This is a genomic window from Nonomuraea purpurea, assembly GCF_042650645.1.
GTDB classification, from domain to species: domain Bacteria; phylum Actinomycetota; class Actinomycetes; order Streptosporangiales; family Streptosporangiaceae; genus Nonomuraea; species Nonomuraea purpurea.
The window spans coordinates 1-26,457 of the sequence record NZ_JBHSBI010000008.1; the positions used below are offsets into that span (position 1 = coordinate 1).

General features: G+C 70.0%; 21 protein-coding genes. 5 read left to right on the forward strand and 16 right to left on the reverse strand.

Annotation, left to right across the window (positions count from 1 at the left end):
- Positions 1–298 precede the first annotated feature (298 nt).
- Entirely contained in the window at positions 299–1,108 is an 810-nt protein-coding gene (locus tag ACFOY2_RS17090) for an SAM-dependent methyltransferase (protein WP_379529320.1), read from the forward strand.
- A gap of 17 nt (positions 1,109–1,125) precedes the next feature.
- Positions 1,126–1,371, forward strand: coding sequence for a hypothetical protein (locus ACFOY2_RS17095; RefSeq protein WP_379529016.1), 246 nt, complete (start codon positions 1,126–1,128; stop codon positions 1,369–1,371).
- Positions 1,372–1,408: 37 nt separating this feature from the next.
- Here ACFOY2_RS17095 and ACFOY2_RS17100 read toward each other — a convergent pair whose 3' ends face one another.
- From ACFOY2_RS17100 to ACFOY2_RS17120, 5 genes are all read right to left on the reverse strand, one after another.
- Positions 1,409–2,866, reverse strand: a complete 1,458-nt coding sequence (locus ACFOY2_RS17100; protein WP_379529017.1) for a sensor histidine kinase — start codon at positions 2,864–2,866, stop codon at positions 1,409–1,411.
- Positions 2,863–3,564, reverse strand: a complete 702-nt coding sequence (locus ACFOY2_RS17105) for a response regulator transcription factor (protein WP_379529018.1) — start codon at positions 3,562–3,564, stop codon at positions 2,863–2,865. The genes ACFOY2_RS17100 and ACFOY2_RS17105 overlap by 4 nt, the downstream gene beginning before the upstream one ends.
- Before the next feature lie 134 nt (positions 3,565–3,698).
- Entirely contained in the window at positions 3,699–5,705 is a 2,007-nt protein-coding gene (locus ACFOY2_RS17110; RefSeq protein WP_379529019.1) for an ArnT family glycosyltransferase, read from the reverse strand.
- Positions 5,706–5,712: 7 nt separating this feature from the next.
- The gene (locus tag ACFOY2_RS17115) at positions 5,713–6,966 is read right to left on the reverse strand and encodes a glycosyltransferase (RefSeq protein WP_379529020.1); all 1,254 of its coding nucleotides are present in this window, start codon (positions 6,964–6,966) and stop codon (positions 5,713–5,715) included.
- A 118-nt stretch (positions 6,967–7,084) separates the two neighbouring features.
- Entirely contained in the window at positions 7,085–7,789 is a 705-nt protein-coding gene (locus tag ACFOY2_RS17120) for an AbgT family transporter (RefSeq protein WP_379529021.1), read from the reverse strand.
- Between the two features lie 82 nt (positions 7,790–7,871).
- Here ACFOY2_RS17120 and ACFOY2_RS17125 point away from each other — a divergent pair, with 82 nt between their 5' ends.
- On the forward strand, positions 7,872–8,222 hold the full coding sequence (locus ACFOY2_RS17125; protein WP_379529022.1) for a RidA family protein: 351 nt from the start codon (positions 7,872–7,874) through the stop codon (positions 8,220–8,222).
- A gap of 688 nt (positions 8,223–8,910) precedes the next feature.
- Here the strand turns inward: ACFOY2_RS17125 and ACFOY2_RS17130 are convergent.
- From ACFOY2_RS17130 to ACFOY2_RS17170, 9 genes are all read right to left on the reverse strand, one after another.
- Complete coding sequence (locus ACFOY2_RS17130; protein WP_379529023.1) at positions 8,911–10,377, reverse strand: hydrogenase large subunit; 1,467 nt, start codon at positions 10,375–10,377, stop codon at positions 8,911–8,913.
- The gene (locus ACFOY2_RS17135) at positions 10,374–11,831 is read right to left on the reverse strand and encodes a proton-conducting transporter transmembrane domain-containing protein (RefSeq protein WP_379529024.1); all 1,458 of its coding nucleotides are present in this window, start codon (positions 11,829–11,831) and stop codon (positions 10,374–10,376) included. Before ACFOY2_RS17135 ends, ACFOY2_RS17130 begins: the two co-directional genes overlap by 4 nt.
- Complete coding sequence (locus ACFOY2_RS17140) at positions 11,831–12,490, reverse strand: hypothetical protein (protein WP_379529025.1); 660 nt, start codon at positions 12,488–12,490, stop codon at positions 11,831–11,833. The genes ACFOY2_RS17135 and ACFOY2_RS17140 overlap by 1 nt, the downstream gene beginning before the upstream one ends.
- Positions 12,491–12,493: 3 nt before the next feature.
- Entirely contained in the window at positions 12,494–13,435 is a 942-nt protein-coding gene (locus ACFOY2_RS17145; RefSeq protein ID WP_379529026.1) for a respiratory chain complex I subunit 1 family protein, read from the reverse strand.
- Entirely contained in the window at positions 13,435–15,450 is a 2,016-nt protein-coding gene (locus ACFOY2_RS17150) for a proton-conducting transporter transmembrane domain-containing protein (protein ID WP_379529027.1), read from the reverse strand. Before ACFOY2_RS17150 ends, ACFOY2_RS17145 begins: the two co-directional genes overlap by 1 nt.
- A 2-nt stretch (positions 15,451–15,452) precedes the next feature.
- Entirely contained in the window at positions 15,453–15,935 is a 483-nt protein-coding gene (locus tag ACFOY2_RS17155) for an NADH-quinone oxidoreductase subunit B family protein (RefSeq protein WP_379529028.1), read from the reverse strand.
- A gap of 128 nt (positions 15,936–16,063) precedes the next feature.
- Positions 16,064–17,620 (reverse strand): SMP-30/gluconolactonase/LRE family protein, encoded by a 1,557-nt coding sequence (locus tag ACFOY2_RS17160; protein ID WP_379529029.1) that lies wholly within the window; start codon positions 17,618–17,620, stop codon positions 16,064–16,066.
- Positions 17,617–19,437, reverse strand: a complete 1,821-nt coding sequence (locus ACFOY2_RS17165; protein WP_379529030.1) for a flavin-containing monooxygenase — start codon at positions 19,435–19,437, stop codon at positions 17,617–17,619. The genes ACFOY2_RS17160 and ACFOY2_RS17165 overlap by 4 nt, the downstream gene beginning before the upstream one ends.
- 196 nt (positions 19,438–19,633) lie before the next feature.
- Positions 19,634–21,802 carry a hypothetical protein gene (locus ACFOY2_RS17170; RefSeq protein WP_379529031.1) on the reverse strand — a complete coding sequence of 723 codons (2,169 nt, stop codon included), beginning with the start codon at positions 21,800–21,802 and terminating at the stop codon, positions 19,634–19,636.
- 514 nt (positions 21,803–22,316) lie between these two features.
- On the opposite strand from ACFOY2_RS17170, the gene ACFOY2_RS17175 reads away from it, so the two are divergent.
- Both ACFOY2_RS17175 and ACFOY2_RS17180 read left to right on the forward strand, forming a co-directional pair.
- Positions 22,317–22,445 carry a hypothetical protein gene (locus ACFOY2_RS17175; RefSeq protein ID WP_379529032.1) on the forward strand — a complete coding sequence of 43 codons (129 nt, stop codon included), beginning with the start codon at positions 22,317–22,319 and terminating at the stop codon, positions 22,443–22,445.
- A 1-nt stretch (position 22,446) separates the two neighbouring features.
- Positions 22,447–24,843 carry a DUF4132 domain-containing protein gene (locus ACFOY2_RS17180; RefSeq protein ID WP_379529033.1) on the forward strand — a complete coding sequence of 799 codons (2,397 nt, stop codon included), beginning with the start codon at positions 22,447–22,449 and terminating at the stop codon, positions 24,841–24,843.
- A 151-nt stretch (positions 24,844–24,994) separates the two neighbouring features.
- Here the strand turns inward: ACFOY2_RS17180 and ACFOY2_RS17185 are convergent, their stop codons facing one another.
- The gene (locus ACFOY2_RS17185; protein ID WP_379529034.1) at positions 24,995–25,534 is read right to left on the reverse strand and encodes an NUDIX hydrolase; all 540 of its coding nucleotides are present in this window, start codon (positions 25,532–25,534) and stop codon (positions 24,995–24,997) included.
- Between the two features lie 37 nt (positions 25,535–25,571).
- Positions 25,572–26,420, reverse strand: a complete 849-nt coding sequence (locus ACFOY2_RS17190) for an oxygenase MpaB family protein (protein ID WP_379529035.1) — start codon at positions 26,418–26,420, stop codon at positions 25,572–25,574.
- Between the last annotated feature and the right edge of the window lie 37 nt (positions 26,421–26,457).

Genomic DNA, 26,457 nt, shown 5'->3' on the forward strand with positions numbered 1-26,457 from the left:
TCGAAGGATTACGGAGTGGCCGTCTTCTGTCACATGGATCTCTCCCGCACCACAGCTTGGGCTAGATCACCCGCACACCATCTCCCAGGACGCGAACGGGCGACAGGTCGTCACCAAGGCACGGGTGGCCAGTCTCAAGCTGGGTCAGACCCTGGCTGGTCGGCGGTGCCTCTCCACGCGGGTTCTGGGCCGAATGTGCCCTCGATCTGTCATGGAATCCGCTGGCTTGTGGCACCTCAGCCAACGCTGAGCCCGGTAACTTGGTGGTGACTTCCCCACAGCTTATGGAAGGTTGATGATGGCCGACGAATCCGTTCGCACGGACAAAATTCAGTCGCACGTGCCGCACACGGCACGGATCTGGAATTACTGGCTGGGGGGTAAGGACAATTTCGCCGCGGACCGGGAGGTCGGGGACCGGGTCCGGAAAATCTTTCCGGTGGTGGTCGAACTGGCACGGGCCGACCGGCTGTTCTTGGGGCGAGCTGTGCGATACATGGCCGCTGAGGCGGGGATCCGGCAGTTCCTCGATATCGGCACAGGGCTGCCGAGCCAGGACAACACTCACGAGGTCGCGCAGCAGGTGGCCCCCGAGTCGCGGATCGTGTACGTCGACAACGATCCGCTGGTGCTGGTGCACGCACGAGCCCTGCTGACCAGTTCTGCGGAAGGCGCCACCGACTACATTGAGGCTGATCTGCACGATCCCGACACCATCCTTCGGGAGGCGGCCAAGACGCTGGACTTCTCCCAGCCGGTGGCGATCATGCTGCTGGGTGTCATGCACTTCATCAGCGACGATGACGAACTGCAGCGCATCATCGACCGGCTGCTGGCCGCCGTGCCGTCCGGGAGCTACGTGGCAGTGGCCAACACCACCACAGCGGTCAACGGTGAGGCCACCGCCGAGGCGGTACGCGTGTGGAACCTCGACGCTCAACCGAAACTGAAGCTGCGGACTCCCGAGCGGATCGCCGAGTTCTTCGACGGACTTGAGGTGGTGGAACCGGGCTGGGTCTCGTGCTCACGCTGGCGCGCGGAGCCGGAGTACGACGGTAGCCTGCCTGTCGAGGTCGACCAGTGGTGTGGGATTGTACGGAAACCCTAGGGCAACCGTAGAGCCGCTTGCTGACCAGGGTGAGCTGCTTCTTCTCCACCAGCGGTGATGGGCTCGCGAGCTCGAAGAACCCATCACCGCGTAAGCGTCAGGCGCCGCTGATCGCCTTGCTCCTCCCGGAGCGCGGCCGCCTCGGACGCGTCCACGAGGTATTTGATCTCGTATCGGTTGAACGCGTGCAGCTTGCTCGGGGCTCGCAGCCGGTGACCCTGGTCACCGTCGATCATCGCGCCGGGTACGGAAGCTGGGAATAATGTGTGAACCGTTTCTGGAGTGAAGGTGAACGACTGTTCAGTCGTCCTGAGGCTGCTCAAGCGGGAGGACGACGCGGAAGGTGGTGCCGCGGCCTGGAGCGCTCATCACCTCGATCCGGCCGCCGTGCGCCTGCACGAGCGCCGCGGCGATGGCCAGGCCCAGACCCGTTCCGCCGCTGTCGCGGGAGCGGCCGGCGTCGGCCCGGTAGAAGCGGTCGAACAGGTGCGGCAGGTGCTCGGGGTCGATGCCCTGCCCCTCGTCGCTTACCTCGATCAGCGCGGCTTTGACGTGGGGGAGGGGTCCGGAACCGGCGTGCACGACCTCGGACCCGGGAACCCCGGCGACCGCGCGCGGGCCGATCTTGACCTGGATCTCCGCACCCGAAGGGGTGTGCTGGATGGCGTTGCCGACCACATTGCCGATGACCTGGTGCAGCCGGTGTTCGTCGCCGAGCACGAACACCGGCTCGTCGGAGACGATCAGCCGGATCGGCCGCTCGCGATCGCGGGCCCTGGCGGCATGCACGACGTCGCCGGCCAGCACGTGCAGGTCGACGATGGTGGGTTCCAGCGCCGGCTCCCGGTCCAGCCGGGCCAGCAGCAGCATGTCCTCCACCAGCACGCCCATGCGCGCGGCCTCGGCCTCGATCCTGCGCAGCAGCCGCTCGGCCGCCGGGTCCCTGAAACCTTGGCCGTGCTGGTAGAGCTCGGCGAAGCCGCGGATGGAGGTGAGTGGCGTGCGCAGTTCGTGGGAGGCGTCGGCGACGAAATGCCGCAGCCGCCGTTCGGAGCGTTCGAACTCGCGCAGCGCGGTCGCCAGGCGCTCCAGCATGATGTTGAGCGCCCTGCCGAGCCGTCCCGTCTCGGTGTTCGGGTCGGTGTCGCTGACCCGGCGGTCGATGTCGCCGCCCGCGATGGCCTCGGCGGTACGCTCCATGCGGGTGAGCGGGCGCAGGCCGAGCCGCACCACGGCGAGGGCGAGCATGCCGAGCAGCAGCAGCACCAGGCCGCCCACCGCGACCTCGATGACCAGGATTTGCTGCACGGTCGCCTGGTTGTCCTCCAGCGACATCGACACCGCCATCCGGATTCCGTCGGGCAGCCTCTTCACCAGCACGCGCCACTGTCCCGGCCCGGTCCCGGCGGCAACGGTGATGGGACCTCGGGGGAGTGTGGAGATCATCGCGGCGGGGATGGCCGGCCCGTCGGCTGTTTCGGCGGGCAGGCTGCGGAGCAGATTGCCGGAGGGGGTGTAGAACGCGATCCTGAACTGCGTCGGCAGCTCGGCGTCCCGGCTCACGTCGACCGGCGGCGGCGGAGGTACCGGGCGCCTGCCGAAGGTGGCGGCCACCTCGGTCAGCTGAGCGTCCATCTTGGTCTGCAGCGAGTGACCGAGGAGCAGCAGGCTCGCCGTGGCGAAGGCCGCCAGGCCGGCCGCGCACAGGCCGAGCAGCGCGGCCAGCAGCCGATGCCGCAGGGGCCAGGCCGCTCTCACGACGACCTCTGCAGCCGGTAACCGACGCCGCGCAGCGTGTGGATGAGCGGCGGGCCCTCGGCGTCGATCTTCCGCCGCAGGTAGCTGATGTAGGACTCGACGATCCTGCTCTCGCCGTCGAAGTCGTAGTCCCACACGCGGTCGAGGATCTGCGCCTTGCTGACCACCCGTTCGGCGTTGATCATCAGGTATCTCAGCAGGCTGAACTCGGTTGGCGACAGGTGGATCGCCCGCCCGGCCCGCCGCACGGTGTGGGCCTCCTCGTCGAGTTCCAGGTCCGCGTACCGCAGCACGCCGTCGTCGACCTGCTCCTCCACCGGCCGTATTCTGCGCATGATCGCCCGAAGCCGCAGTACCACCTCTTCCAGGCTGAAGGGCTTGGTCACGTAGTCGTCGCCACCGGCGGTCAGCCCCGCGATGCGGTCGGACACCGCGTCCTTGGCGGTCAGGAAGAGCACCATGGGGCTGTCACCGGCCTCGTGTAGCTTGCGTGCGACTGCGAACCCGCCCAGGCCGGGCATCATCACGTCCAGGACGACGATGTCGGGCCGCTCCCGGGCCACCGCTTCCAGCGCCTGGCGGCCGTTCGCGGCGGTCCGAACGGCGAAGCCGTTCAGTTCCAGAGCCTCCGACAGCAGCTCGCGAATGTTCGGCTCGTCATCGACGACCAGCACTTTTGCGGCAGGTTTTTCGTTCACGACATCGTTCTACGTGCTCGCGGTAAGACAAAGGTGTGAGTCGTCGCCTGCGGGCGACTCCTGATGGTAGCCAGCCCCGGCCTCTGCCATGACCGCGTGCTTTGTGAACTGGCGCCGCAGGCGAGGCGTCCGGCTCACGTGCCACACCTGTAAAGGGTCTGGGCGCCGCCGAAGGAGGTGCCGCTCTGCTCGGTGCCGCCGTACTCGGTGGCAGGCACGGCCGTGCAGGTGCGGCTGATCCAGGTGGTACGGGATTGCGCGGCGCCCATCATCCGCTCCGGGCCGGAGCCGCTCAGAACGTAGCGCAGCTCGCCCGCCTTGACCCAGCGGTCGAGTTGATCGGCGGTCGGCGCGTCATCGGACCCCATGAAACCGCCCATGCCGATCACCGTCTCGTCGCTGTTCATGATGTACGCGGCGGTGCCCATAGCGGAGGAGTTGATCGCGAGCTTGATGCGAGCCCCGCCAGAGTGGGCGACGGCGTAGTCGAGGATCCTGCGCTGCTCGGCGGTGAGCTCCGTGCCGCCGCCCATCGGCCCACGCCCCCCGGGACGGGGCCCGGGCGTCCTGCCGCCGGTGGTGTCCCGCCCGCCCGCGGCCGGCATCCCGCCGCCGAAGGTGTTTCGGGGGCCCGCGGCAGGGTTGACGCCGTTGCCGTCCGGCGGCCCGAAGGCATAGGCGAGTGACCAGGTCGCCGGCGCCAACAACGAGGGGATCAGTACGGCCGCCGCGACGGCCGGCCCCGTGCGGGTACCGCGCCTTGCGATGAAGAGGAAGGCGATCGCAGCGACGGCGGCGGCGAGCACGGCGTAGCGCAGCCAGCCGTTCCATGACGTGTCCCGCGAGATCAGGACCCAGGCCCAGACCGCCGTGACGGCCACCGCCCCCATGGCCGCCACGGTGCCCCATGGGCGGCGGGCCAGCCATACCGTTCCCGCGCCGACCAGAGCGGCCATGGCGGGCGCCAGCATCGTGGTGTAGTACGAGTGGAAAATGCCGGAGGCGAAGCTGAAGATGACGGCGTTGACCAGCAGCCAGCCGCCCCACAGCAACCACCCGCCGCGGTCGGCCGGCACGATGACCGCTCCCCGGCGTCTGGCGCGCACGGCGAACACGACGGCGGCCACGACGATCAGCAGCGCGAGCGGCAGCAGCCAGCTGATCTGCCCGCCGACTACTTCGTTGAACATGCGGAACGGCCCGGAAGAACCGCCGAACCCGCCGCCGCCACCGCCGCGCGGCATGGGCGTGTCGCCGCCGGACGAGCCGGGAGGCTGGAACCCACCCGGTATCTCGGGCATCCCGCCACCGCCCGGCATACCGCCAGGCCCACCACCGCCGAAGATCCGGCCGAGGCCGTTGTAGCCGAGCACAAGATCGAGGGCGCTGCCGTCCGTGCTCCCGCCGATGTACGGCTTGTCCCCCGGCCACAGATCCACCAGCGCCACCCACCACAGGGAACTGACCAGGAGCACCCCGCCCGCGGCGGCGAGGTCACCGATCCGCCGCCTCCAGGGCGCGGAGGTCCCGAACAGGTACGCCAGCAGGAAAGCGGGCAGGCACACCCACGCGGCCAGCATCTTGGTGGTGAACCCACACCCGATGAGGAAAGCGGCCAGCACCAGCCAGCCGGTGGCCCGGCGCGGCGTGATGCCGGCCCGCAGCGCGCGGGTCAGCGCGTAGGCGGCGGCCACCAGCAGCAACACCAGCAGCGTGTCAGGGTTGTTGTCCCGGTTGATCGCGACGGTCACCGGGGTCACGGCGAGCACCAGAGCGGCGATCAGCCCGGCCCCCTCACCGGCCCAGCGGCGGACGGCACGATGGAGCAGGAACACCGCCGCCACGCCCTCGACGATCTGCGGCAGCAGCAGCGCCCACCCGTGGTAGCCGAAGATCCAGGTCGAGACGACCTGCGGCCACAGCGCCATCGGCGGCTTGTCGACCGTGACGACGCCCGCCGGATCGAAGGAGCCGAACAGGAACGTGGTCACGCTCGCCGACATGGACTTGACCGCGGCGCTGTAATACGAGTTGCCCCAGCCCCAGGTCCACCAGGACCATCCGTAGAGCAGGGCGGCCAGCAGGCAGATCGCGGTCAGCGCGTACCGGCGCCCCCGATGGGGGAGTGAGATGTCGGTCATCGGACGATCAGCTTTCTGAAGAGGTGCCGGCGCGGCGGAAGACCCAGCCGCGCAGCAACAGGAAGCGCCCGGCGGTGCCCAGCACGCACGCGCCGACCAGCACCGTCACTTCCACGACGCGCGAGGGGTCCGCGACGGCGGCGTGCAGGATCAGCAGGGCGCCGGAGGTCAGCGCGTAGTACAGGCCGAACACCACCAGCCCCAGCAGGTGCGTTCGCGTGGCGGAGCCTCGGGAGGAGGTGAAGGTGAACCGGCGGTTGGCCTCGGTGTTGAGCACGGTGGTCAGCGTCAGGGCCAGCAGGTTCGCCGGCAGTACCGGCAGCCACATCCGCAGCAGCGCGTACAGGCCGAGATGCGCCGCCGTGGACAGCACCCCGATGGCGCCGAACGACAGCACCTGCCACAACAGCCCGCCGCCGCCCCGCTCGGCCAGCACGGCGTCCGGATGCGCGGCCCGCGGCTCGGGCCGCCGCGGCAGATCGGGTACGCGGGCCGCGCCCGACGCCTTGGCCCTGGCCACCCGGATCAGCCCCTTGATGTCGTCAAGGGCGGTGGAGACCATCTGCACCCGGCTGTCGACGTCCTCCACCCAGTCCACGGGGACCTCCTGCACCCGCAGCCCGTTGTGCTCGGCCAGCAGCAGCAGTTCGGTGTCGAAGAACCAGCCGTCGTCCTCGATCTTCTCCAGTAGCGGACGGATCACCGTCGTACGGGCCGCCTTGAACCCGCACTGCGCGTCGGTGAACCCCACCCCGTGCGTCCAGCGGATCAATGTGTTGTACGCCCGCGAGATGATCTCCCTGCGCGGCCCGCGCAACGTCCGGGCACCGCGTGCCAGCCGCGAGCCGATCGCCACATCGGCATGCCCGTTGGCCAGCGACGCGGTCAGGGGCAGCAGCGCGTCCAGACCGGTCGACAGATCGACGTCCATGTACACCACGACGTCCGCTTGGCTACGCGTCCACGCCGTGCGCAGCGCCAGCCCCCGCCCCTTGCGTTCCAGCCGCAGCAACCGCACGTCACCGCGGTACCGCCCGGCCAGCTCGGCGGCGACCACCGGGGTGCGATCGGTGCTGGCGTTGTCCACCACCGTGATGGTCCACTCGAAAGGGAAACACCGCTGCAGATAATCCCGCAGCACGTCGATACAGCCGGGCAGAGCCCGTTCCTCGTTGTAGACGGGGACCACGATCTCCACCGTCGCGGTCAGCCCGGGAGGCAGGTGGGTGTCGCCTCGCGCGGCCACGGCATTGTCCGTCATACGCCTCACCACTCGCCCGCTCGCGAATCTGTCATGAGACCAGTCATCGCATGCGACTGTGTGAGTAATGTGAGAGCCCACTGGCGGCTGTGCCCTCGCGGTGCGGCGCACCGCTTGATCAGGGCAGGTGGATTCCCGCGCCGGGGCCGACCGGCAGGCCGAAGAAGTAGAAGACCGCCAGCACGCAGGTCCACACCAGGCCGAACGCGGGCACGAACGGCAGCAACCGGGACACCAGCGTGCCGAGCTTCAGGTCGGGTTCGTACTTCTGCGAGGAAACCAGGATGAAGTACAGGAAGATGTGCATCGGGGAGATCGCCTGGGTGATCGAGTCTCCGATGCGGTGCGTGGCCTGGATGATGGCCGGTGACAGGCCGAGCAGCATCAGCGACGGCACCATCACCGTGGACTCCAGCGACCACAGGCCGGAGCCCGAGGTGATCACCAGGTTCAGCAGGGAAGACAGCAGGATCAGGAAGACCAGCGCGGGGAATCCGACGAGCCCCACGGCCTGGGCGGCGTCGGCCAGCTTCACCGCGAGGAACGTGGCCAGCCCGCTCCAGGACAGAACGCTCAGCGTCTGGGCGACGATGAAGATGAGCGTGATGAACCCGCCCATCTCCTTGATCGCCGAGGTCATCAGCGTGTAGACGTTGCGCTCGTCCTTGTCCAGTTTGACCACCCGGCCGTAGGTGTAGCCGAACAGGAAGAACACCAGCGCGATGATCGGTACCAGGTTGTCCAGCAGGGGCGAGGGCATCAGCGAGCCGTCCTGGCCGCGCAATTCGCCGCCTATCTCGCCGGGGACACGACCGGCAAGCACGTGGCCATCCTGAGTGGCGGCTCCGTCAACCCCCCGCTGCTGGCTCGCGTCCTTACCGAACCCGCTCGCCAGGAGGCCCTCCATGAGAACTGATCCACACCACCCGTACAGCCCGGCCGTGGTCGCCTGCGGGCTGGTCTTCGTCTCCGGCTCGCTGCCGCTGCAGGAGGATGGCACCGTGGTGGGCGGCGAGCGGACGGCGCTGGACGCGGCGATGGACACCGCGCGGCGGCGGATGGCCACGGTGGGCGCGCGGCTGGAGGACGTGGTGAAGCTGACCTACTTCGTCACCGACATGGCCCTGCGCGATGCGGCCAACCAGCAGTTCCTCGACCTCTGGCCCGAGCCGAGACCGGCCCGCACGGTTGTCGGGGTGTCCGAGCTGCCCTACGGCAGCGTGGTGGAGATCGACGCCATCGTCAAAGCCCCCTGATCCACTGGGCTGGGACGACAAGCGCGGTGGATCAGCCCAAGAAACGATGGCATGCGATGTTGCGCAGCCGGAACTCAGGTTCGCGAGCGGGGAACAACTCCTCGCACTTCATGGTGAACAGCGATGGGCCCCTGCCATGTCCGGAGGCGTCAGGCGAGACCGGGCGCGGATCGCTTGGTGCGGGCTTCGACCGGGGAGAGCGACGATTGGCAGGTGGCCGAGGGCGTCCGAGTTTCTGATGATCGTGCGGCTCATCGAGGTGTGCACGGTTTGTGGCCGCTGTCGCGTGCTTGCCGCCGCCGCCGTCTCGGGGTGAGCCGATGATGTCGGCGAGGGAAAGGGACGAGACGCTCGAAGCTTCGGGGACATCAGCGCCGGTGACGTCTCGCACAGCGTCCGTGGCCCGAGATGAAGAGCCCTGCTGGACACCGGACCTGACTGCCTCAACTCCGCCCAAAGCTATCGCGCAGGCTACGGCGGCGGCGGTTCCGCCCGCCAGCAGCAGAGTTCTGGCACGCACTCGCCTACGTGGTCGTTCACCCTTGCCGGGCATTCCCTGCTCCCGGATGCTCTTGATCGTCACGGTGCGTAGAGTATCGGCGGCTCTTCGAGCGCTCGGGGAGCTTTGATCTTCCCTTGATGGTTCGTGACGTTGGCTTCTCAAGCGGCCTGCCGGAGCATCGTGCTGTCAGAGGTCGTTGCCGGCGTAGGACAGGTTGAAGCTCTTGTTGACCAGGGGAAAGTCGGGGACGATCGCGCTGTTGAGCGCCACCGGAAGAGCGGGCCAGTTGAAGAAGGACGGATCGACGATCTTCACGCGGGCGAGGGTGCCGTCGGGGGCGAGCTCGATGCGGTGGGCGATCGTGCCGCGCCATCCCTCGACGAGGCCCACGCCTGAGGAAGATCCCTCGCCCCCGGACGCATCCGCCGCGGTGGGCCCGTCGACCAGGTGCGTGATCAGCGCGATGGACGCGGCGATCTCCTCGGCCCGGATCTGGAAGCGGGCCAGCACGTCCCCGGTGGTGCGGCGGGCGGGGGTGAAATCGCCGAGGCCGGTGAACGGATGATCGCGACGGGCGTCGAGATCGAGGCCGCTGGCGCGGGCCACGTAGCCGAGCGTGCCGAGGTCGCGGGCGGCGTCGCAGGACAGGACGGCGGTGCCTGCGAAGCGGTCGGCGACGACAGTGTGCCGCAGGGCGAGTTCGATGATCTCGGCCATGTCGGCGCCGATGGCGTGCAGCCGCCCGGGATCGGGCAGGGTCTTCAGATCGGCGCCACCGAGGCGGATGCCGCCACGCAGCAGCCGGTGCCCAGTGACCTCGGCGTTGAGGCGCAGGAGCTGTTCACGGATGCGCCCTGTGTGTGCGTGCAGGATGGCGAAGGCCACGTCGTTGCAGAGCGCGCCCAGGTCGGTGACGTGGTTGTAGAGGCGTTCCAGCTCCAGCAGCACGGCCCGGTCCCGCCGCGCCCGCGCGCTCACCGGGGTCTGGGTGGCTTCCTCCACGGCCAGGCAGTAGGCCAGGGCGTGAGCGACGCAGGTGTCGCCGCTGACGCGTTCGGCCAGCTCCAGCCCGTCGGCGGGCCGGCGGCCTTCGAAGAGCTTCTCGATGCCCTTGTGCACGAACCAGAGCCGGGCCTTGAGCTTGATGATGGTCTCGCCGACGACGGAGAAGCGGAAATGCCCCGGTTCGATGAGTCCGGCGTGGACAGGGCCGACGGGGATCTCATAGACGCCCTGGCCCTCCACGGTGACGAACGGGTAGGGGCCCTCGGGGTCGCCGAAGGAGGGCGGCGGCCCGGCGTCGGCGCGCATCGGGTACCAGCCGCGTGGCCAGTGGTGGTGGCGCACGAGCCGCCTGAGGAGTGGGTGGCCGAGCGGGGTGATCCCGTACAGGTCGTGGATCTCCCGCTCGAACCGGCCCGCGGGGAAGGAAAGCTGGGCGAGGCTGGGCACCGCCGGCTGCTCGCCCTTGAGACGGAGACGCAGCTCGGTACGGCGATCCTGGCTGCCGGCGACGAACAGGTACGCGAGGGCGAACCCGGCCGTCTCCTGGCGCGCGGAGACCAGCGCCAGCCGGTGACCGGCGGTGAGCAGCCGGGTGGCGTGCTCGGGTAGCTCGCCGGGGCTGATGTCGGCGATGGTGCGGATGCTCATGGCGTTGCTCCGGCGACGGTGGCGGCGGCCTGCAGCAAGGGTTGCAGCGGCCCGAGGGTGATGCCCAGGACGGCGCAGGCGGCCAGGCCCGCGACCAGAGGGATGGCCACGGTGCGCGGCAGCACGCTCAGGCTGCCGGCCTCGCCTGGCCCTTCGCCCAGCAGCATCCGCCGGGTGTGGCGCCCGATGGCGGCGACGATGAGGAGCATCAGTACCAGCGCTGCCGCGACAGCCCAGCCCAGCCCGGCGTCGAAGCCCGCCCGCGCGATGCCCAGTTCGCTGGCGAACAGGCTGAACGGAGGCAGCCCGAGCAGGGCCAGCAGCCCGAGCGCGAACACTCCGGCGAGCAGGGGCGCCCTGGCCAGAAGACCGCCGGTGGCGTGGATCCGGCTGCTGCCGAGTGCCTGGTGCAGCTGCCCGGCGGACAGGAACAACACCGACTTGCCGAGCCCGTGCCCGAGAATGTGCAGCAGGACCGCGACCAGGGCGAGGCTGTTGCCGATCGCCGCGCCGAGAGCGAGCAGGCCCATGTGCTCGATGCTGGAATAGGCCAGGAGCCGCTTGTAGTCTCGCTGGCCGATCAGCAGCAGCGCGGCCACCGTCAGGGAGGCCAGTGCCACGATGACGAGCAGTGCCCGGGTGAAGCCGGCGCCGAGCGCCGCGTCGGCGATGACCTTGACGCGCAGGATGGCGTAGAACGCCACCGACAGCAGCGCCCCTGACATCAGCGCCGACACCGGGGCCGGGGCCTGGCTGTGCGCGTCGGGCAGCCAGGCGTGCATCGGCGCCAGCCCGGCTTTGGCGCCGAACCCGAGCACGAGCAGCATGACCGCGACACGCATCACCCCGGGATCCAGCCGGCCGGCGTGCTCGGCCAGCACCGCCCAGTCGAGGGAGGCCACGCCGGCGTGGGTGCCTGCGTAGTAGGCGATGACGATGCCGAGCAGCGCGAGCGCGATGCCGACCGAGCAGATGATCACGTATTTCCACGCCGCTTCTGTGGCCTGGCGGGTGCGCCGGTGCCCGACCAGGAGGGCGGTCAGGATGGTGGTGGCCTCGATGGCGACCCACAGCAGGCCCAGGCTGGAGGCCAGGACGGCCAGCGTCATCGCGGCGACGAAGGCCTGGGTCAGCACCCCGTAGCGGCGCATCGCGCGCGGGCCGGTGTGCCCGGCGGCGAGCTCGGCCACCAGGTAGGCGGGGCTGGCGGCCATCGCCAGCAGCGCGACCGCGCCGATCACGAGCAGCATGAAGGCGCTGAGCGCGTCACTGACCAGCAGCCCGCCCAGAGCGTCGGGCCTGCCTGCCGTGGTCAAGGCGATGGCACAGGCCAGCAGCCCGGCCGCGGACAGCGTGCCGAGCCAGGCGGTGATCCGGTTCCAGCCGAGCACGGCGTACAGGCACGCGGCGGCCACCGGCACCGCGACTGGAGCGACCACCAGCAGGCTGTCCATCAGTCGTGCAACTCCCGTAGCTCGTCGAGGTCGGTGCCGCCGAACGCGGCGCACATCCAGGTGGTCAGCACCTGCAGCACCAGGACGGCCAGCAGGACGTCCAAGGAGATCCCGAGTTCGACCACGAGCGGGACGCCGCTGGTGGTCAGGAAGGCGGTGGCGGTGATGGCGTTGTCCATCAGCAGGAACCCGACCAGCTGCGACAGCGCCCGCCGCCGGGTCACCAGGACGAAGAACCCGATCAGCAGCACGGTCAGCGCGATCGGCACGGTCTGTGTGGCCGGGGTGGGTGACAGCCGTATCAGCGGCTGGGACAGCGCGTAGGCCAGCATCGCCAGCGCCGCCGCCACCAGCAGCGAGGTCGCCACGTTGACCAGCGGCTGCGTCTCGCGGCCCGCACCGCCGGCCACCAGCGCGCGGCGCATCAGGTACGGCAGCAGTCCGGCCCGCAACGCGCCCACACCGACACCGACCAGGATCAGTTCGAGACTGTCCTGCCGGACGCCCAGGATCACGACCAGCGCGGTCAGCGCCACCCCTTGCAGGGCGAACAACCACACGATCGCCGACAGTTCGCGCCGCCACAGCACCAGCACGCCCGTCAGGAGGAACGCCCCGCAGGCCAGATCAAGCAGCTGGATGTACATCGCGTCAGTCATGTGTCACGCCAGGAAGAAGGAGGCGGCCACGGCCAGCAGCGCCAACAGGAACGAACCGGCCAGCAGCTCAGGAACGCGGAACAATCGCAGCTTGGCCATGAACACCTCACCGACCGCCAGGACCACTCCCAGCACCCCCACCTTCAGCACGAGCGCGATCGAGGCCACCGCCAGCGCGAGCAGCCCCGCGTCCGCGCCTGCGATCCCCAGCGGGAAGAACAGGCCGGCCAGCAGACCCAGCAGCACCGACAACCGCATGGCTGAGGCCCACTCGATCAGCGCCAGGTCCGGACCGGCGTACTCCAGCACCATCGCCTCATGGATCATCGTCAGTTCCAGATGCGTGGACGGATTGTCCAGCGGGATCCGCCCGGTCTCGGCGATCGTGACGATCGCCAGGGCGATCGCGGCCAATATGCTCACCGGGGAGATCACCGACAGCGGGTTCTCCACTGTCGCGGTGACGATCGCGCCCAGACTGGTGGAGCCGACCTCGATCGACAGCGCGAAGGTCGACACCAGGATCGTCGGCTCCACCAGCGCCAGCACGGTCATCTCCCGGCTGGCGCCCATCCCGCCGAACGCCGTGCCGGTGTCCAGCGCGCCGAGTGCCAGCGCCACCGACCCCAAGGCGAGCAGCGCGCTCACCACGAACAGGTCGGCGACACCGTCCAGCGGCGAGTCCGTGGTCACCAGCGGCACCACCGCGGCGACCACCAGCGTGGTGCCGGCCAACAGCAGTGGTGCGGCGCGGAACACCCAGCCGGTGCCGCGCGGCGTGATCGCCTGTTTGCGCATCAGCTTGCGCAGATCCCGCCACGGCTGCCGGACACCGGCCCCGGCGCGTCCCTCAAGCCGGGCGCGGACCTGCCGCATCACCCCCACCAGCAGCGGGGCGCCGACGGCGACGAAGACCACCTGCAGCATCGCCCCGACCACGCTCATCACCACAGCACCACCAGGACGATCAGCGCTCCGGTCAGCGCCCAGAACCCGTAGCCGAGATAGCGGTGCACGCTGCCGGTCGCCAGCTTGCGGGCCCCGCGCCCGAGCACGGTCACGGCGGCGATCAGCGGATCGTAGAGCCGGTGCTCGATCCGGTCCGGCACCCGCGCATGAAAGCGCACCCGCTCCACCAAGTAGGCCGACTCCTTCACCGGGGTGACGGCCACATCGCTCTCGGGGGCCAGCACGTTGTCGAAGACCCGCTGCAACGGCTGGGCGAACGACGTCGCGGTGTACTCCATCCGGGCCGACATCGGTCCGGCGCCGCAGTCCCACAGCCGGGCGGCTCGCCGGGCCCGCCGCGCCGCCGTCACCCGCACCAGACCCAGGACCGCGACGACAGACGCCATGAGGGCCAGGGCGATCAGCAGCGGCGAGATCACCCCCGAGACGCCCGCCAGCCTCAGCGTCAGCTCCCCGCTCACCACCTCCCGTCCCGGGAACACCACGCCGACAGCCCCGCCGAGCGCGGGTACGACCAGCGTGGGCGTCAGCGCCAGGGCCACGCAGCCCGCTGCGGCGAGCGCCGTCGCACCGAGCATGACCGGCGGGCTCTCGCTCGCCCGCTCGGCCTGCGCGCTGCGGGGCCGGGCCAGAAAGCCCACGCCGAACGCCTTGACGAAAGTGGCCACCGCCAGCCCCGCCGACAGCGCGATCACCCCGACGGCCAGCGGCATCGTCACCACACCCACCACCCCGGCGCCGGGTACGGCGTGGATCAGGCTCTGCAGCAGCAGCCACTCGCTGACGAAAGCGTTGCCGGGCGGCAGCGCCGAGGCGCACAACGCCCCGACGGCGAACACGACAGTGGTGTGCGGCATCCGCGTGCGCAGCCCGCCCAGCGCGTCCAGGTCGCGGGTGCCCGTGGCGTGCAGCACCGAGCCCGCCGACAGGAACAACACCGTCTTGAACGCGGCATGGTTGACCACGTGCAGCAGCGCCGCGGCCAGCGCCAACGCCGCCACCACGGACAGGTGCGATGCGGCGAAGAATCCCGCCGCGCCCACCCCGACCAGCACCAGGCCCAGGTTCTCCGTCGAGGAGTAGGCCAGCAGCCGCTTCAGATCCGAGGTCACGACCGCCTGCAGGATTCCGAACAGCGCCGACGCCGCGCCCGCCGCCAGCACCAGCAGCCACCACCAGGCCGGGCCCACGTGCAGCAGATCCAGCCCGACCCGGACGATGCCGTAGGCACCCATGTTCACCATCGCCGCGCTCATCAGCGCCGCCACGTGACTCGGCGCTTCGGGGTACGCGCGCGGCAGCCACGCATGCAGCGGCACGATGCCGGACTTGGAGGCGAACCCGGCGAACGTCGCCAGGAACACCACCGTCTTGGCGGCCGGTGGCAGCGTGGCGGCGCGCAACTGCTCGAAGCTCTCCCCACCGGCCCCGGCGGCGAACGTGACCAACCCGGCCAGGATCGTCACCAGGCCGAGGTGGGTCATGACCGCGTACCACAACCCGGCCCGCCCCACCGCCGCCCGCCGCCGGTGCTCGGCCAGCAGCAGCACCAGCGACGAGACGGCCATCAGCTCCCAGGCCAGCAGGAACGTGCTCACGCCGGCCGCGGCCGGCACCACCAGCATGGCCGCCACGAACAGCGGCAGCACGGCCTGGAACACCCGCCCGTCCAGGCCGTGGGCGCAGTAGCCGATCCCGTAGATCGCCGCGCACACCGCCACCACCCCGGTGATCGCGACGAACACCCCGCCCAGCGGGTCGAGGGTCAGCCGCACCCCGGCCAGCGGCAGCAGCTCCGGCAGCCAGGCCGACCAGAGCTGACCGGGGCCCGCAGTCACAACGGCCGCCACACCCGCCGCCGCTCCCGCGGCCCCCGCGGCCGCCGTGCACCAGCCCGCCAGATGCAGCCGCGCCCGCGGCGGCGCCACCAAGGCGGCCAGAGCGGCCACCGCGCAGCAGGACAGCGCCACCGTGAACAGTGTGCCGGCCACGTTCATCGCCCGGTCAGCCCCCGCAACGCCGCCACGATCGCCTCAGGCTCCGGCGGGCACCCCGGCACCTCCACATCCACCGGCACCACGTCGCTCACCGCCCCGGCCACCCCATAGGCTCCGGCGAACGCTCCGCAGTCGCGCGCGCAGTCACCCAGCGCGATCACCAGCCGCGGCTCGGCAACCGCGTCATGGGTGCGGCGCAGCGCCACCTCCATGTTGCGGGTCACCGGCCCGGTCACGAGCAGGGCGTCCGCGTGCCGCGGCGAAGCCACCAGCCGTGCGCCGTATCGCTCGGCGTCGTAGACCGGGCCGAACGCCGAGGCGATCTCCACCTCACACCCGTTGCACGAACCCGCGTCCACATGCCTGATCTGCACCGATCCGGCCAGCTCCGCCGCCTTCGCCGACGGCTCACCGTCATCGCGCCGCGGCGCGGGCTCGGCCACCCGGCCCGTTTTCGCGATCTTCCGCCACAACCTCATCGTTGTCTCTCCACCGCTCACCGGCCACTACCAGACGATTAGCAGAAGATCTCGTGGGCTGGGGCCGATTTGGTGACTGTCGCGACTCGTTAAGTAGCTCACTGTGATCGGTCTGTCGGGGGTGGAGCTTATGGCACGGCTTCTTCGGGGTGCAGGAGCAGGACGCTGCCGTCGCCGTTCGCAGCGATGATCAAGGAGCCGTCCGCCGTGGCCGCGATCCCCGCGAACGGCCGCGGCATTCCGGGCAGGCCGGGCGGGATGAACAGGCCGGGTTCCGGGCCGGCCCCGGACGCCACAGGAAGCGAGTCGGCTTCGACCTCGACGTCGCCGGTGGCGAGGTCGATGGCGAGCAGGCGACGGTGGGCGGTCTCGACCACGTACATGGTGCCGTCGTGGACGGTGATGCCCTGCGGGGCGCCGAGCCCGTCGGCGAGCAGTACGGGTACGCCGTCCTCTACGCGGTACACGGCGGCGAACTGCTCGTCGCCGACGTAGCAGCGCTGGTCGGCGTCGACGGCTACGTCGACCGGGCGGCCGAGGCCCTCGGCCAGCACGCTGACCTGGTCGTCGTGGTCGATGGCGACGATACGGCCGGCGCCGGATTCGGCGACCAGCAGGGTGCCGTCGGCGCGCACGGCGATGCCCAGCGGCCGGTTCAGGCCGTCGGCCCGGGTGCGTACCGTGCCGGAGCGGCGGTCGTAGGTGCGTACGTGCCCGTACTGGGAGGTGGTGTGGAGCAGGTCGCCGTCGGCGGCGATGCCGTGCACGAAGGTCAGCAGCTCGGTGGTGGTGACGTCTTCGTCCGGGCGGTCGGCGGGCTGGGTGAGGCGGTAGTGGTCGGCCACGTGGATGCCGCCGCCGAGATCGATGGTCACCCCGAAGGGGCCGCCGAGGCCGCGGGGCACGATCTGGCGGGTACGTCCGTCGGTCGCGAGCTCGGCGACGCCGCCATGCGCGTAGCTGGAGACGAACATCCGGTTGTCGGCGTCGAAGGCGGCGTTGTCCAGGGCGTTGAGCTCGCTGACGATTTCCGACCGGTCGCCGGTGCCGGCCAGGTCGACGCGCGTGACGATCCCGCTCGCCCCGCGGGCGAGGACCAGCAGGGCGCCGGAGCGGTCGAAGCGCACGGCGACAGGATCCGGGACGTCCGCGGCCACCAGCTCCGGCTCGCCGCCGTCGAGCGGGATGCGGAACACCTCGCCGGTGAGCATGTGCGGGTAGTAGAGCTGCCCGTCCGGGCCGAGTTGCATCGCGTTGCCCATGGCCAGGCCCGCCGTGAGCACCGTGGGTTCGTCGCCGGCCGGGGACAGCTCCAGCAGGCGTCCACCCGGGATCATCTCGTTGGCGAACACCCGGGTGCCGACGCAGGCAATGCCGTTGGGCGCGGTGATCTCGCCGGTGACGAGCGTGAAGTCCCCGGCCGGGTCACGTCGCCACACCCGGCCAGGGACCAGGTCGGTCACGTACATCGCGCCGTCGCTGTCGAAGGCGAGGTCGTCGGGGGAGCGCAGCGGCCCGTCCGGTGGCACGACCACCTCGACGTCGCCGGTGGCCAGGTCGACGGCGCTGATCTGACCGGCGAGGAACTGGGCCACGTACAGGCGCCCGTCGGGTCCGAAGGCCATGCCGTTCGAACCCCACAGCGGACGCGCCCGGACCAGCCGCTCGATCGTGCGGCGGTTCATCGGGCGCCCGCCAGGATCTCGTCCATGCCGCCCTCGGTACGCCAGCGGCGCAGCAGGTCGTGGAAGGCGACCGGGCCGGGCCCGTAGGTCTGGCTGACCGGGCGGGGTTTGCCCTCGTTGTTGTAGTAGCCGGGCGTGCATTCGGCCTGGAACCGGCTGTTGTCCGGCGCCAGCTCCCGGATGGTGGCGACCCACGCGTCCTCGGCGTCCTTGGTCGGCTCCACCACGCCGAGGCCACGCCGGCGGGCCTCGGCGACCACGGCACCGATGTGGGTGGCCTGCTCCTGCAGGATGTGCACGAAGTTGACCGCGGAGGCGTTCTGCAGCGGGCCCAGGTGGAACAGGTTCGGGAAGCCGTGGCTGTAGAAGCCGTGCAGCGTTTGGGGGCCCTGTCGCCAGGTGCCGAGCAGGGGAGCGCCGTCCCGGCCGTACACCGGCAGCGCGCCGGAGACGATGCCGGAGACGCCGACCTCGAAGCCGGTGGCGAAGACGACGCAGTCGACCTCGTACTCGTGCTCGCCGACCACGACCGCCGATTCGGTCATCGCGGTGATGCCGCCGTGGTCGGCGGTGTCGACCAGGGTGACGTTGGGCCGGTTGAACGTCTGCAGGTAGTGGTCGCTGAAGGTGGGCCGCTTGCACATGTAGCGGTACCAGGGCTTGAGCAGTTCCGCGGTGTCCGGGTCGTCGACGAACTCGTCGACGCGGGCGCGGATCTGGTTCATCTTCTGGAAGTCGGCGATTTCGTCGAGGTACTCGCGTTGCTCGGGTGACAGGCCGGTGTCGACGGTGCCGGCCAGCAGGTGGCGCTGCAGCCGTGCGGTGCTGGTCCAGCCGTCGTCGATCAGGTCCTGTTCGGCGGGCCCGCCGGTGACGACGGTCAGGAAGTTCGCCATCCGTTCCCGCTGCCAGCCCGGCTTGAGCGAGGCGGCCCAGTCCGGGTCGGTGGGGCGGTTGTCGCGCACGTCGACCGACGAGGGGGTGCGCTGGAAGACGTACAGGTGCTGCGAGTCGCGCCCCAGGTGCGGGATGACCTGGATCCCGGTGGCGCCGGTGCCCACGACCGCCACGCGCTTGCCGGCGAGCCGGTGCAGGCCGCCGCTCTGGTCGCCGCCGGTGTAGCCGTAGTCCCAGCGGCTGGTGTGGAAGGTGTGCCCGCGGAACGTCTCGATGCCGGGGATGCCGGGCAGCTTCGGCTGGGTCAGTGTGCCGGCGGACATGACGACGTAGCGGGCCCGGAAGTCGTCGCCTCGGTCGGTGCGTACCTGCCATTCGGCTGCGGCGTCGTCCCAGCGCAGCTCGGTGACGCGGGTGTGGAACAGCGTGTCGCGGTACAGGTCGTAGAGTTCGGCGATCGCGACGGCGTGCCGGCGGATCTCCTCGCCGGGCGCGTATCGCATGGTGGGCAGGTAGCCGACCTCTTCGAGCAGCGGCAGGTAGACCGATGATTCGATGTCGCAGTGGATGCCCGGGTAGCGGTTCCAGTACCAGGTGCCGCCGAAGTCGCCGGCCTCGTCGAGCATCCGGATGTCGTCCACGCCGGCCTCGCGGAGTTTGGCGCCGGTGAGCAGCCCGCCGAAGCCGCCACCCACCACCAGCGCCTCGACCTGGTCGCGGACCGGTTCCCGCTCGGCGCGTTCGGTGTACGGGTCGGCGGCGTAGTAGCCGAACTCGCCACGGGCGCCCTGGTACTGGGCGTTGCCGTCGGGCCGCAGCCGGCGGTCGCGTTCGTGGCGGTATCTGGCGCGTAGCACGTCCGGGTCGAAGCCCAGTTCCGCGACTGTGAGGCCGGCAGGCGGCGTCGGAGAGTGTTCCATGGATGCCTTTCCTGTCTGGAGCAAGTGACACAACCGGACAATGCTGTCCGGTAACAAACGTAGCCCGTCTGACTGATCATTGTCGAATGCAGGGCATGCTGATGTTGAGAATTCGGACGCTGTTGTCCGGTTAGGGCGGCTATCAGAACGGATCGGGGAGACCGAAGGGAGCGATCAAAGTCACCGGCTTCTTGCGTCAGCGAAGGGTGAGCGGCGTGGTCACGACCAGGTCCCAGTCGTTCCCATCCCCGAAGTCCGTCCAGGCGAGCACCGGCCGGCCGCGCCCGTCCAGCGCCATGGCCGGGCCGTGGCCACCGCGGCGTGGGATCGTCGTGACCGGAGTCCGTGTGCAGCGTGTTCCTGCGCAGGTGGCGATGACGAGCTGTTCGCGGTCAAGGTTCTGGTAGGCCACCAGCGCTCGCCCGTCTCGGTCCAGCACCATCGCCGGCGCCGTGTTGCGACCGGGTTCGGAGAGCGTGGTGGTGCCGGACTCCGAGCACTCGCGGGTGTGGCAGTCGAGCAGCTTGATCGCGCCGTCGTTGACGTCCAGGTAGGCGATCAGAGGCCGGCCGTCAGCACGGATCAGCATGGCAGCGCCGGCTTGGCCGTCGGAGTAATAGGTCGAACCTTGGACGGGCTGTTCCACGCGTGCCCGGCCGCAGGCGGGATCGTCGCAGGAGATCACGAAGACCGAGCCGGTTTCGCGGTCGAACCGCACGACGACGGGCCGGTCGTCGGGGCCCACGTCCGCGATGAGGCCCCGATCGTCGTCCCGGTATCTGTGGACGGGAATTTTGGCGACCTCCTTCGTGCGCGGACGGGTGCAGGCCGGATCGTCGCAGGTGGTGATCGAGAGCCCTTCCTTGGCGATGTTGCTCCCGCCCAACGGGAGCTGGGAGAGCTGGGCGACCAGCAGGCCGCCGCCGGGCCGTGCCGCGAGAGCAACCGTCCTGTCCTGTGTGGACGATGTCACCTCCGTGATGGGCTTGCCGCCAGGGGCCGGGACGCAGGCCGTCGCGTCGCAGATCAGCAGCCCGAGCCAGGCGCGCCATTTCTCGTGGTCCAGTACCTCTCCGTCTTCGTCCGCGCCTTCCTGCGCCCATGTCGATACGACGAGACGGCCGTCTGCCAGCCGGGCGCCGGCCGCTGTGTACCCGGGGACGACGCCGACCGGCTCGGCCCAGGTGAGCCGGGTTTGAGCGCAGGTGCTGTCCATGCAGGTCAGCAGTTTCGCCGGGTAGAAGTCGTCCATGAGCATGACCATGCGCCCGCCCTGGCCCAGGTGCAGGGATTGCAGCTCCGACGCGCCGAGCTCCGGCTTGGGACGCCCGTCCTCCTCCAACACCTCGGCATCCGGGTCGCGCGGCCAGGTCGCCGTGACGACCGTCTCGGAGACCTTCGGCCAGCCGAGCGGGTTGATCAGCACCGCGCCGCCATACAGCAGGCCGGGCAGCAGCAGCGCCGCGAGCACCGGCACGAGCCTGGCCGCGCGGGGCGGACTTTCTGGCAGGCCGTCGACGATCTCCTTGAACTCGGCGATCGTCCCCTTGATGACCAGGCGGTGCAGGAACAGGCGGGCGATCACGGCTGCCTGGAACGGTACGGCGATCAGCGCCAGCACGTAGCCGGCCACGGCCGGCACGATGGGCAGCCCGGACACGCCCCGGTTCACCGCCTGGGCGGCCAGCATGGGGAAGAGCACGACACCGAAGGCCAGCGTGAACGCGGTCGCCCCTGAAGCGCCCGCCGTCAGCCGGTAGGCGCGGGCAAGGGCACCCTTCGCGGAGCGGCCCTCCAGCACCACGGGTGCCACGGCCAGCAGGCACGGCATCGCGAACAGAGCCAGGACCGCCATCACGGCGTAGGCCATGAACTGCGCCTCGAGCAACATGAGAATGCCGAGCCCGGTCGCCAGGACCGCCGCGAACGCCACCACGCCCACCAGGACGAGCACTGCCATCGCGGGCCAGCGCCGGGCCGCGGCCCGCATCGCGCCGGAGACGGCGACGCGCTTGCCGACCAGCAGCCCGGCGGCGAGCACCACCGTCGCGGGCAACGCCACCGCCTGCCCGGCCACCGAGATGGACAGCACCGCCGCCGCCCATTTCAGCAGCGTCGGCTCAGGCGTGCCGACCAGCTCGAAATCGCCGTTGACCACCGCCGCCGACCCGTCCACGAGCACGAACAGCGCCGGCACCGCGAGCAGGCCAATCAGCAGGAATACCAGCAAGGCGGGCGGCAGCAGCCTGAGCAGGTTCCGCGCCGTGAACGCGTAGGCCAGCCAGACCACGCCGTGTCGCCGCACCTTGTCCCGGGCGTGCGTGTGGCGATCGTCCTTCGGGCTCTCGTCGATCAACTGGCTCATTGTCCGTCCCGTCGCCGCAGGTGAAATCAGCCTTGGGCCGGCTCCGTGCGGAGTCGCGTCGCCTCCATGTCCGCGACCGGAAGGTTCAGGGCGCGGGAACAGGATCAGCAGCTGCAGCCAGAGGCGGGCCCGCGCCAGCCTGGCCCGCGACTTGGCGATCAGTTGATCGGGCCTGGACATGGAGGCCTCCAGCGGGATACGCGGTGTGGCCTGAGCCTAGATTCCGCGCCGTGCCGTGAACGAGGACGAAAACCCCATCGGCATCGGATCGAACCCGCGGCTGGACGCGTTCCGTACTCCAACGGCGCGCAAGAATGAAACGGACGCGGACTTTACTGCTGCTGGTGTTGGTCGGCACAGCCTTGTCCGTCGTGGGATGAGGGAGAGGCGGATGCGCCGGCGTTGCCCGTCCAGGCAAGCATGCCTTGGTCAGCTCCACGAGCGAGGCTAAATGTCGGTGCCCGTTGATAGCTATGGCTCGTCACGTTGACCGACCGAACGATGGAGCCCCCCCATGGCCACGGCCACCTTCAGAGACGAGAGCGCCACCGCCAGGTGCTCAGGTGAGATCGCCCCTCCCGCCCGGCCCGACGTGAGCCCGGCGCGCGAGCTCGTCCGCCGCGTGCCGCGGACCGGAGGCTGACATGGGCGTCCTCGACAACTTTCCCACGTCCCAGAGCTACCGGATCAATTACCACCTTGCGGGGCTGCCGCGCGGGCTGTTCGCCCGGTACGACGCGGGCTGGCGGCCCGGCGCCGACGAGACCGGGCGCAGGGCGTTCGGCATGTGGGCGCAACTGCGGCTCAGCCTGGGCGACAAGGGCGGCGACGAGCACTCCGAGGAGGTGCTCCGGCTGGTGCGCGAGGTGGCCGGCGGCGACATCCCCTGGACGTTCGAGGACACGCGCTCTCTGTGGGGGATCGCCGACGCGCTGTCGTGTTGCGGTCACACCGGCCACGCCGAGCTGTACCGGATTCCGCTGGCCGCCATCGCGACGCTCGGATACCCCGAGCGCCGCCAGATCCTTGGTGACGAGCCGCCGTGGCACCCGGCCCACCGCAGCCCGGGCCGGGCCGCGTTACGCAAGGACCTGGAGCGCGTTCTGATCGAGCCCCCGGAGCACGGGCCGGCCGGGGTCGTGCGCAGCCTGGTCTGGGACGGCGACCCCATCGCCCGTGCCATGGCGGGGAAGTACGCCGCCCGGCTGGCTCACCCCGCCGTGCTGCCCCTGCTGAAGCACTGGCGCAAGGCCAAGGCCAACAGGCCCAGCGAAGCCTGGCTCGCCAAGGCCGGCACGCTGCTCACCGACGACGGCGTGGCGGTGCTGCGCGAGATCCTCTCCCGCTTGGCCACCCATCGCGAGAGCCGCGAACCCGGCGGCAGGGTCTTCCTCGCCCGCCACACCGCCCTCCCGTTGCGCGGCATGCTGTGGACCTGTGAGGTGATCGACGCGCCCTGGGTGTCCACGCTGCTCGGCGACGTCGCCGTCAACTGCGGCATCGGACGCAACGGCACCGGCGGCGCTGCCGTCTGCCGCAACGAGAGACTGGCCAACGCCGCACTGAACGCGCTGGCCAAGTGGGGCGGCCTCGACACGGTGGGCGTGCTCGCGCGCGTGCGAGCCAAACTGCGCAGACCGGCCCTGCTGGAGAAGGCGTCCGATGCCCTCGACGCGGTGGCCGTACAAGAAGGGCTGAGCCACGAACAGCTCGTCGACCGGACGGTCCCGGCCTTCGGGCTCGGCCCCGACGGGGTCAGGGAAGAGCAAGTCGGCGGCTGCGTCGTCCGGCTCGACGTCGACGGGCCGGTGCTGCGGTTCGTCAACGCCTCCGGGCGCGTCGTCAAGTCGGCGCCCCAGTCCATCCGCAAGGATCCAGTGCTCGCCGATCTCAAGGCCACGCTGAAAGACCTCAAACGCACGCAGGCCGCCGAGCGGCTGCGTCTGGAGCAGATGCTCATCGTCGAACGCGAGCTGTCCTGGCAGGAGGCCGAGCAGTACTTCTTCGACCATCCGGTCACCGGCCCCTACACCCGCGCCCTCATCTGGCGGCTCCCCGACGGGTTCGCCGGGCTGCCGGTCAGGAGCGGTGGCAGCTGGGCACTGGCCGGCGCGAGCGGCGAATCCGTGCGTCCGGGCGCCGAGACGCCCGTCCGGTTGTGGCACCCCATCCAGGAGCGCGCCGAGGGGGTGCGCGGCTGGCGCGACCACCTGCTGGAGCGGGGGATCAGGCAGCCGTTCAAGCAGGCGTTCCGCGAGGTCTACCTGCTCACCCCGGCCGAGGAGCGCACCCGCACCCACTCCGACCGTTTCAAGGGCCACTTCGTGCGCTACGGGCAGGCCAAGGCGCTGCTGGAGCAGCGCGGCTGGAGCGGGCTGTCGATCGGTCACTGGGACTACGAGTGCGGCGGCGACGTTGGGGCGGCCGTCAAGACGCTCGCCGGCTGGCAGGCGAGCTGGGGCATGCGGGTCGCCTCCGACCCCGAGCAGGACGACTGGAGCACGGCCTCCTGCGCCGTCACCGACGCGATCCGGTTGCGCCACGCGGATCTTCCCGGCGACGCGCCGCTCACCGAAGTGCCGCCGCTGGTGTTGTCGGAACTGCTGCGCGACGCCGACCTCGCCGTGGGGGTCGGGTCCCTGGGGCTCGACCAGCAGGCGGCGGCCGGGCACGACGGCTACTGGCAGTCGTACGGGTTCGGCGAGCTGAGCGAGACCGCTCGCACGCGGCATGACGCGCTGGCCCGGCTGCTGCCCCGGTTGAAGATCGCCGACCGGGCGGAGCTGACCGACCGGTTCCTGCGCGTGCGCGGGCAACTGCGCACCTACCGGATCCATCTGGGGTCGGGCAACATCCTGATGGAGCCGAACGACGCCTACCTGTGCATCGTCCCCGGCCGCGACCGCTCCGCCTCATCGTTGTTCCTGCCGTTCGAGGAGGACGGCGGAATGTTGTCGGTCATCTTGTCGAAGGCGTTCCTGCTGGCGGACGACACCAGGATCAGCGACCCCAGCATCACCCGCCAGCTCGTCGCTACCTAGCGTCATCCGCCTGAATTCGCCGGCGATGTCCAGCGAGGGATTCGAGGATTTCCTCTGCGGTCTTGGTGTACCAGCCAGGGGCCCGCCAGCGCGGCGAGCACCCGTCCGGCGACGCACGCTCCCTGCTGGTCCTGGGGCGGCATCAAACTATTCAAAGCAGATTCAGATGATCGAGCGCCAGATATCCGAGATCGACGTCCGTCATCGAACCCTCGCGCAAATGTTGGCGGAAACGTGTCAACGAGATCAAGACCGGTTCGCAGAATTCATCACCGACAGGTGCCGGGCTCCCGACCCGTCGACAATTCCTCGCCACTGCCACGTGCCGCCTCGTCGTCGCCGATGCCGAGAGCCATGTGCTGCCGATAATGTGGATTTCCCCAGCATAGCCGGTCTCTTCCAACAACTCCTTGCGAGCGGCTTCGGCCGGTGTGTCGCCGGATTCTACGTAACCGCCAGGCATCTCGTCGAGAATCATACCCGGTCCGGGACGGAACTGCCGTACCAGAACCACATGCTCGTCATCGGTCAGCGCGAGAACGGCGATGGTATTCCCGCCGTCAACAAGGTCCCAGCTGCTGATGCGCTCGTCTGGAAGAACATAACGTCGAGTCAGAATACGCAAGTACCCGGACGGGCCCCGTGATGACGTTTCGCTGAGAGGCTCCCAGCGGCGAATGGTCGAGTCCACGGCTTCATCTTGAGACATTGACATCCTTTTGCGGTCGTCAGCTGCGGCCGGCTCGTTCCAGCGCCGCTCGACGCATGGGTGGGACGCGGTATTTCGGCGGTAGAGCCACCCGGACCAGAAGCCGGGTTCCCCGGGCCGACAGTCCGGCGACGACGTCGGTTGCCGCACCGTCCCGACCGCCGTAGAGTCGGCGGGCCCACGGCGGTAGGAGGCCGGCAGCGGTTGCGGCCAGGACCCGGTAGAGCCCGCGCGATGGAGCGCTGGCGAGCGCGCGCCGAAGAGCCGGTCTGTTCCATTCCGTGGGCACGGGCGGGCAGGTGGCCAGGAAGGCCGCGATGTCGGCTGCTTCCGTCGTCAGGCTCAGTTGCGGACGAACGGCCTCATAGTAGGCCGCCACATCCGCCGCGGTGCCGGGGACCGAGGCGGGGTCGAGGCCGATCAGCTCGGCGCTGCGGCGCTGCTCGGTGTAGTAACGGTCGACCTCGGCGCCGGTCAGCCGGAGGCCGGCGCGGCGAACCGTGGTCACGAACGACTCGGCCTCGGCCACGTGCACCCAGCGCAGCAGGTCGGGCTCGTCGATACGGAACACCTCGCCGGTACGCGGGTCCGTTGCCCGCATCCCGGCGTGCAGGCGCCGGACCCGGCTCGCGGCGGCCTGCGCCTCGGCGGTCGTGCCGTACAGGAGGGTCCGCAGGTAGATCCAGGTGCGAATGAGCCGGCGCCACGGGTCAGTCCGATATGAGGAGTTCTGCGCGACCCCCGCGACCGCACGTGGATGCAGCGCCTGCAGGTACAGGCTGCGCAAGCCTCCCAGCGCGACGATCGGCTCGCCGAAGACCTTCCAGCTCACCGAGTCGGGCCCGAACACGCCGATGTCACGGTTCATGAGAGATAGGCAATCCTTGCCGAGGCGCCATGCTGGA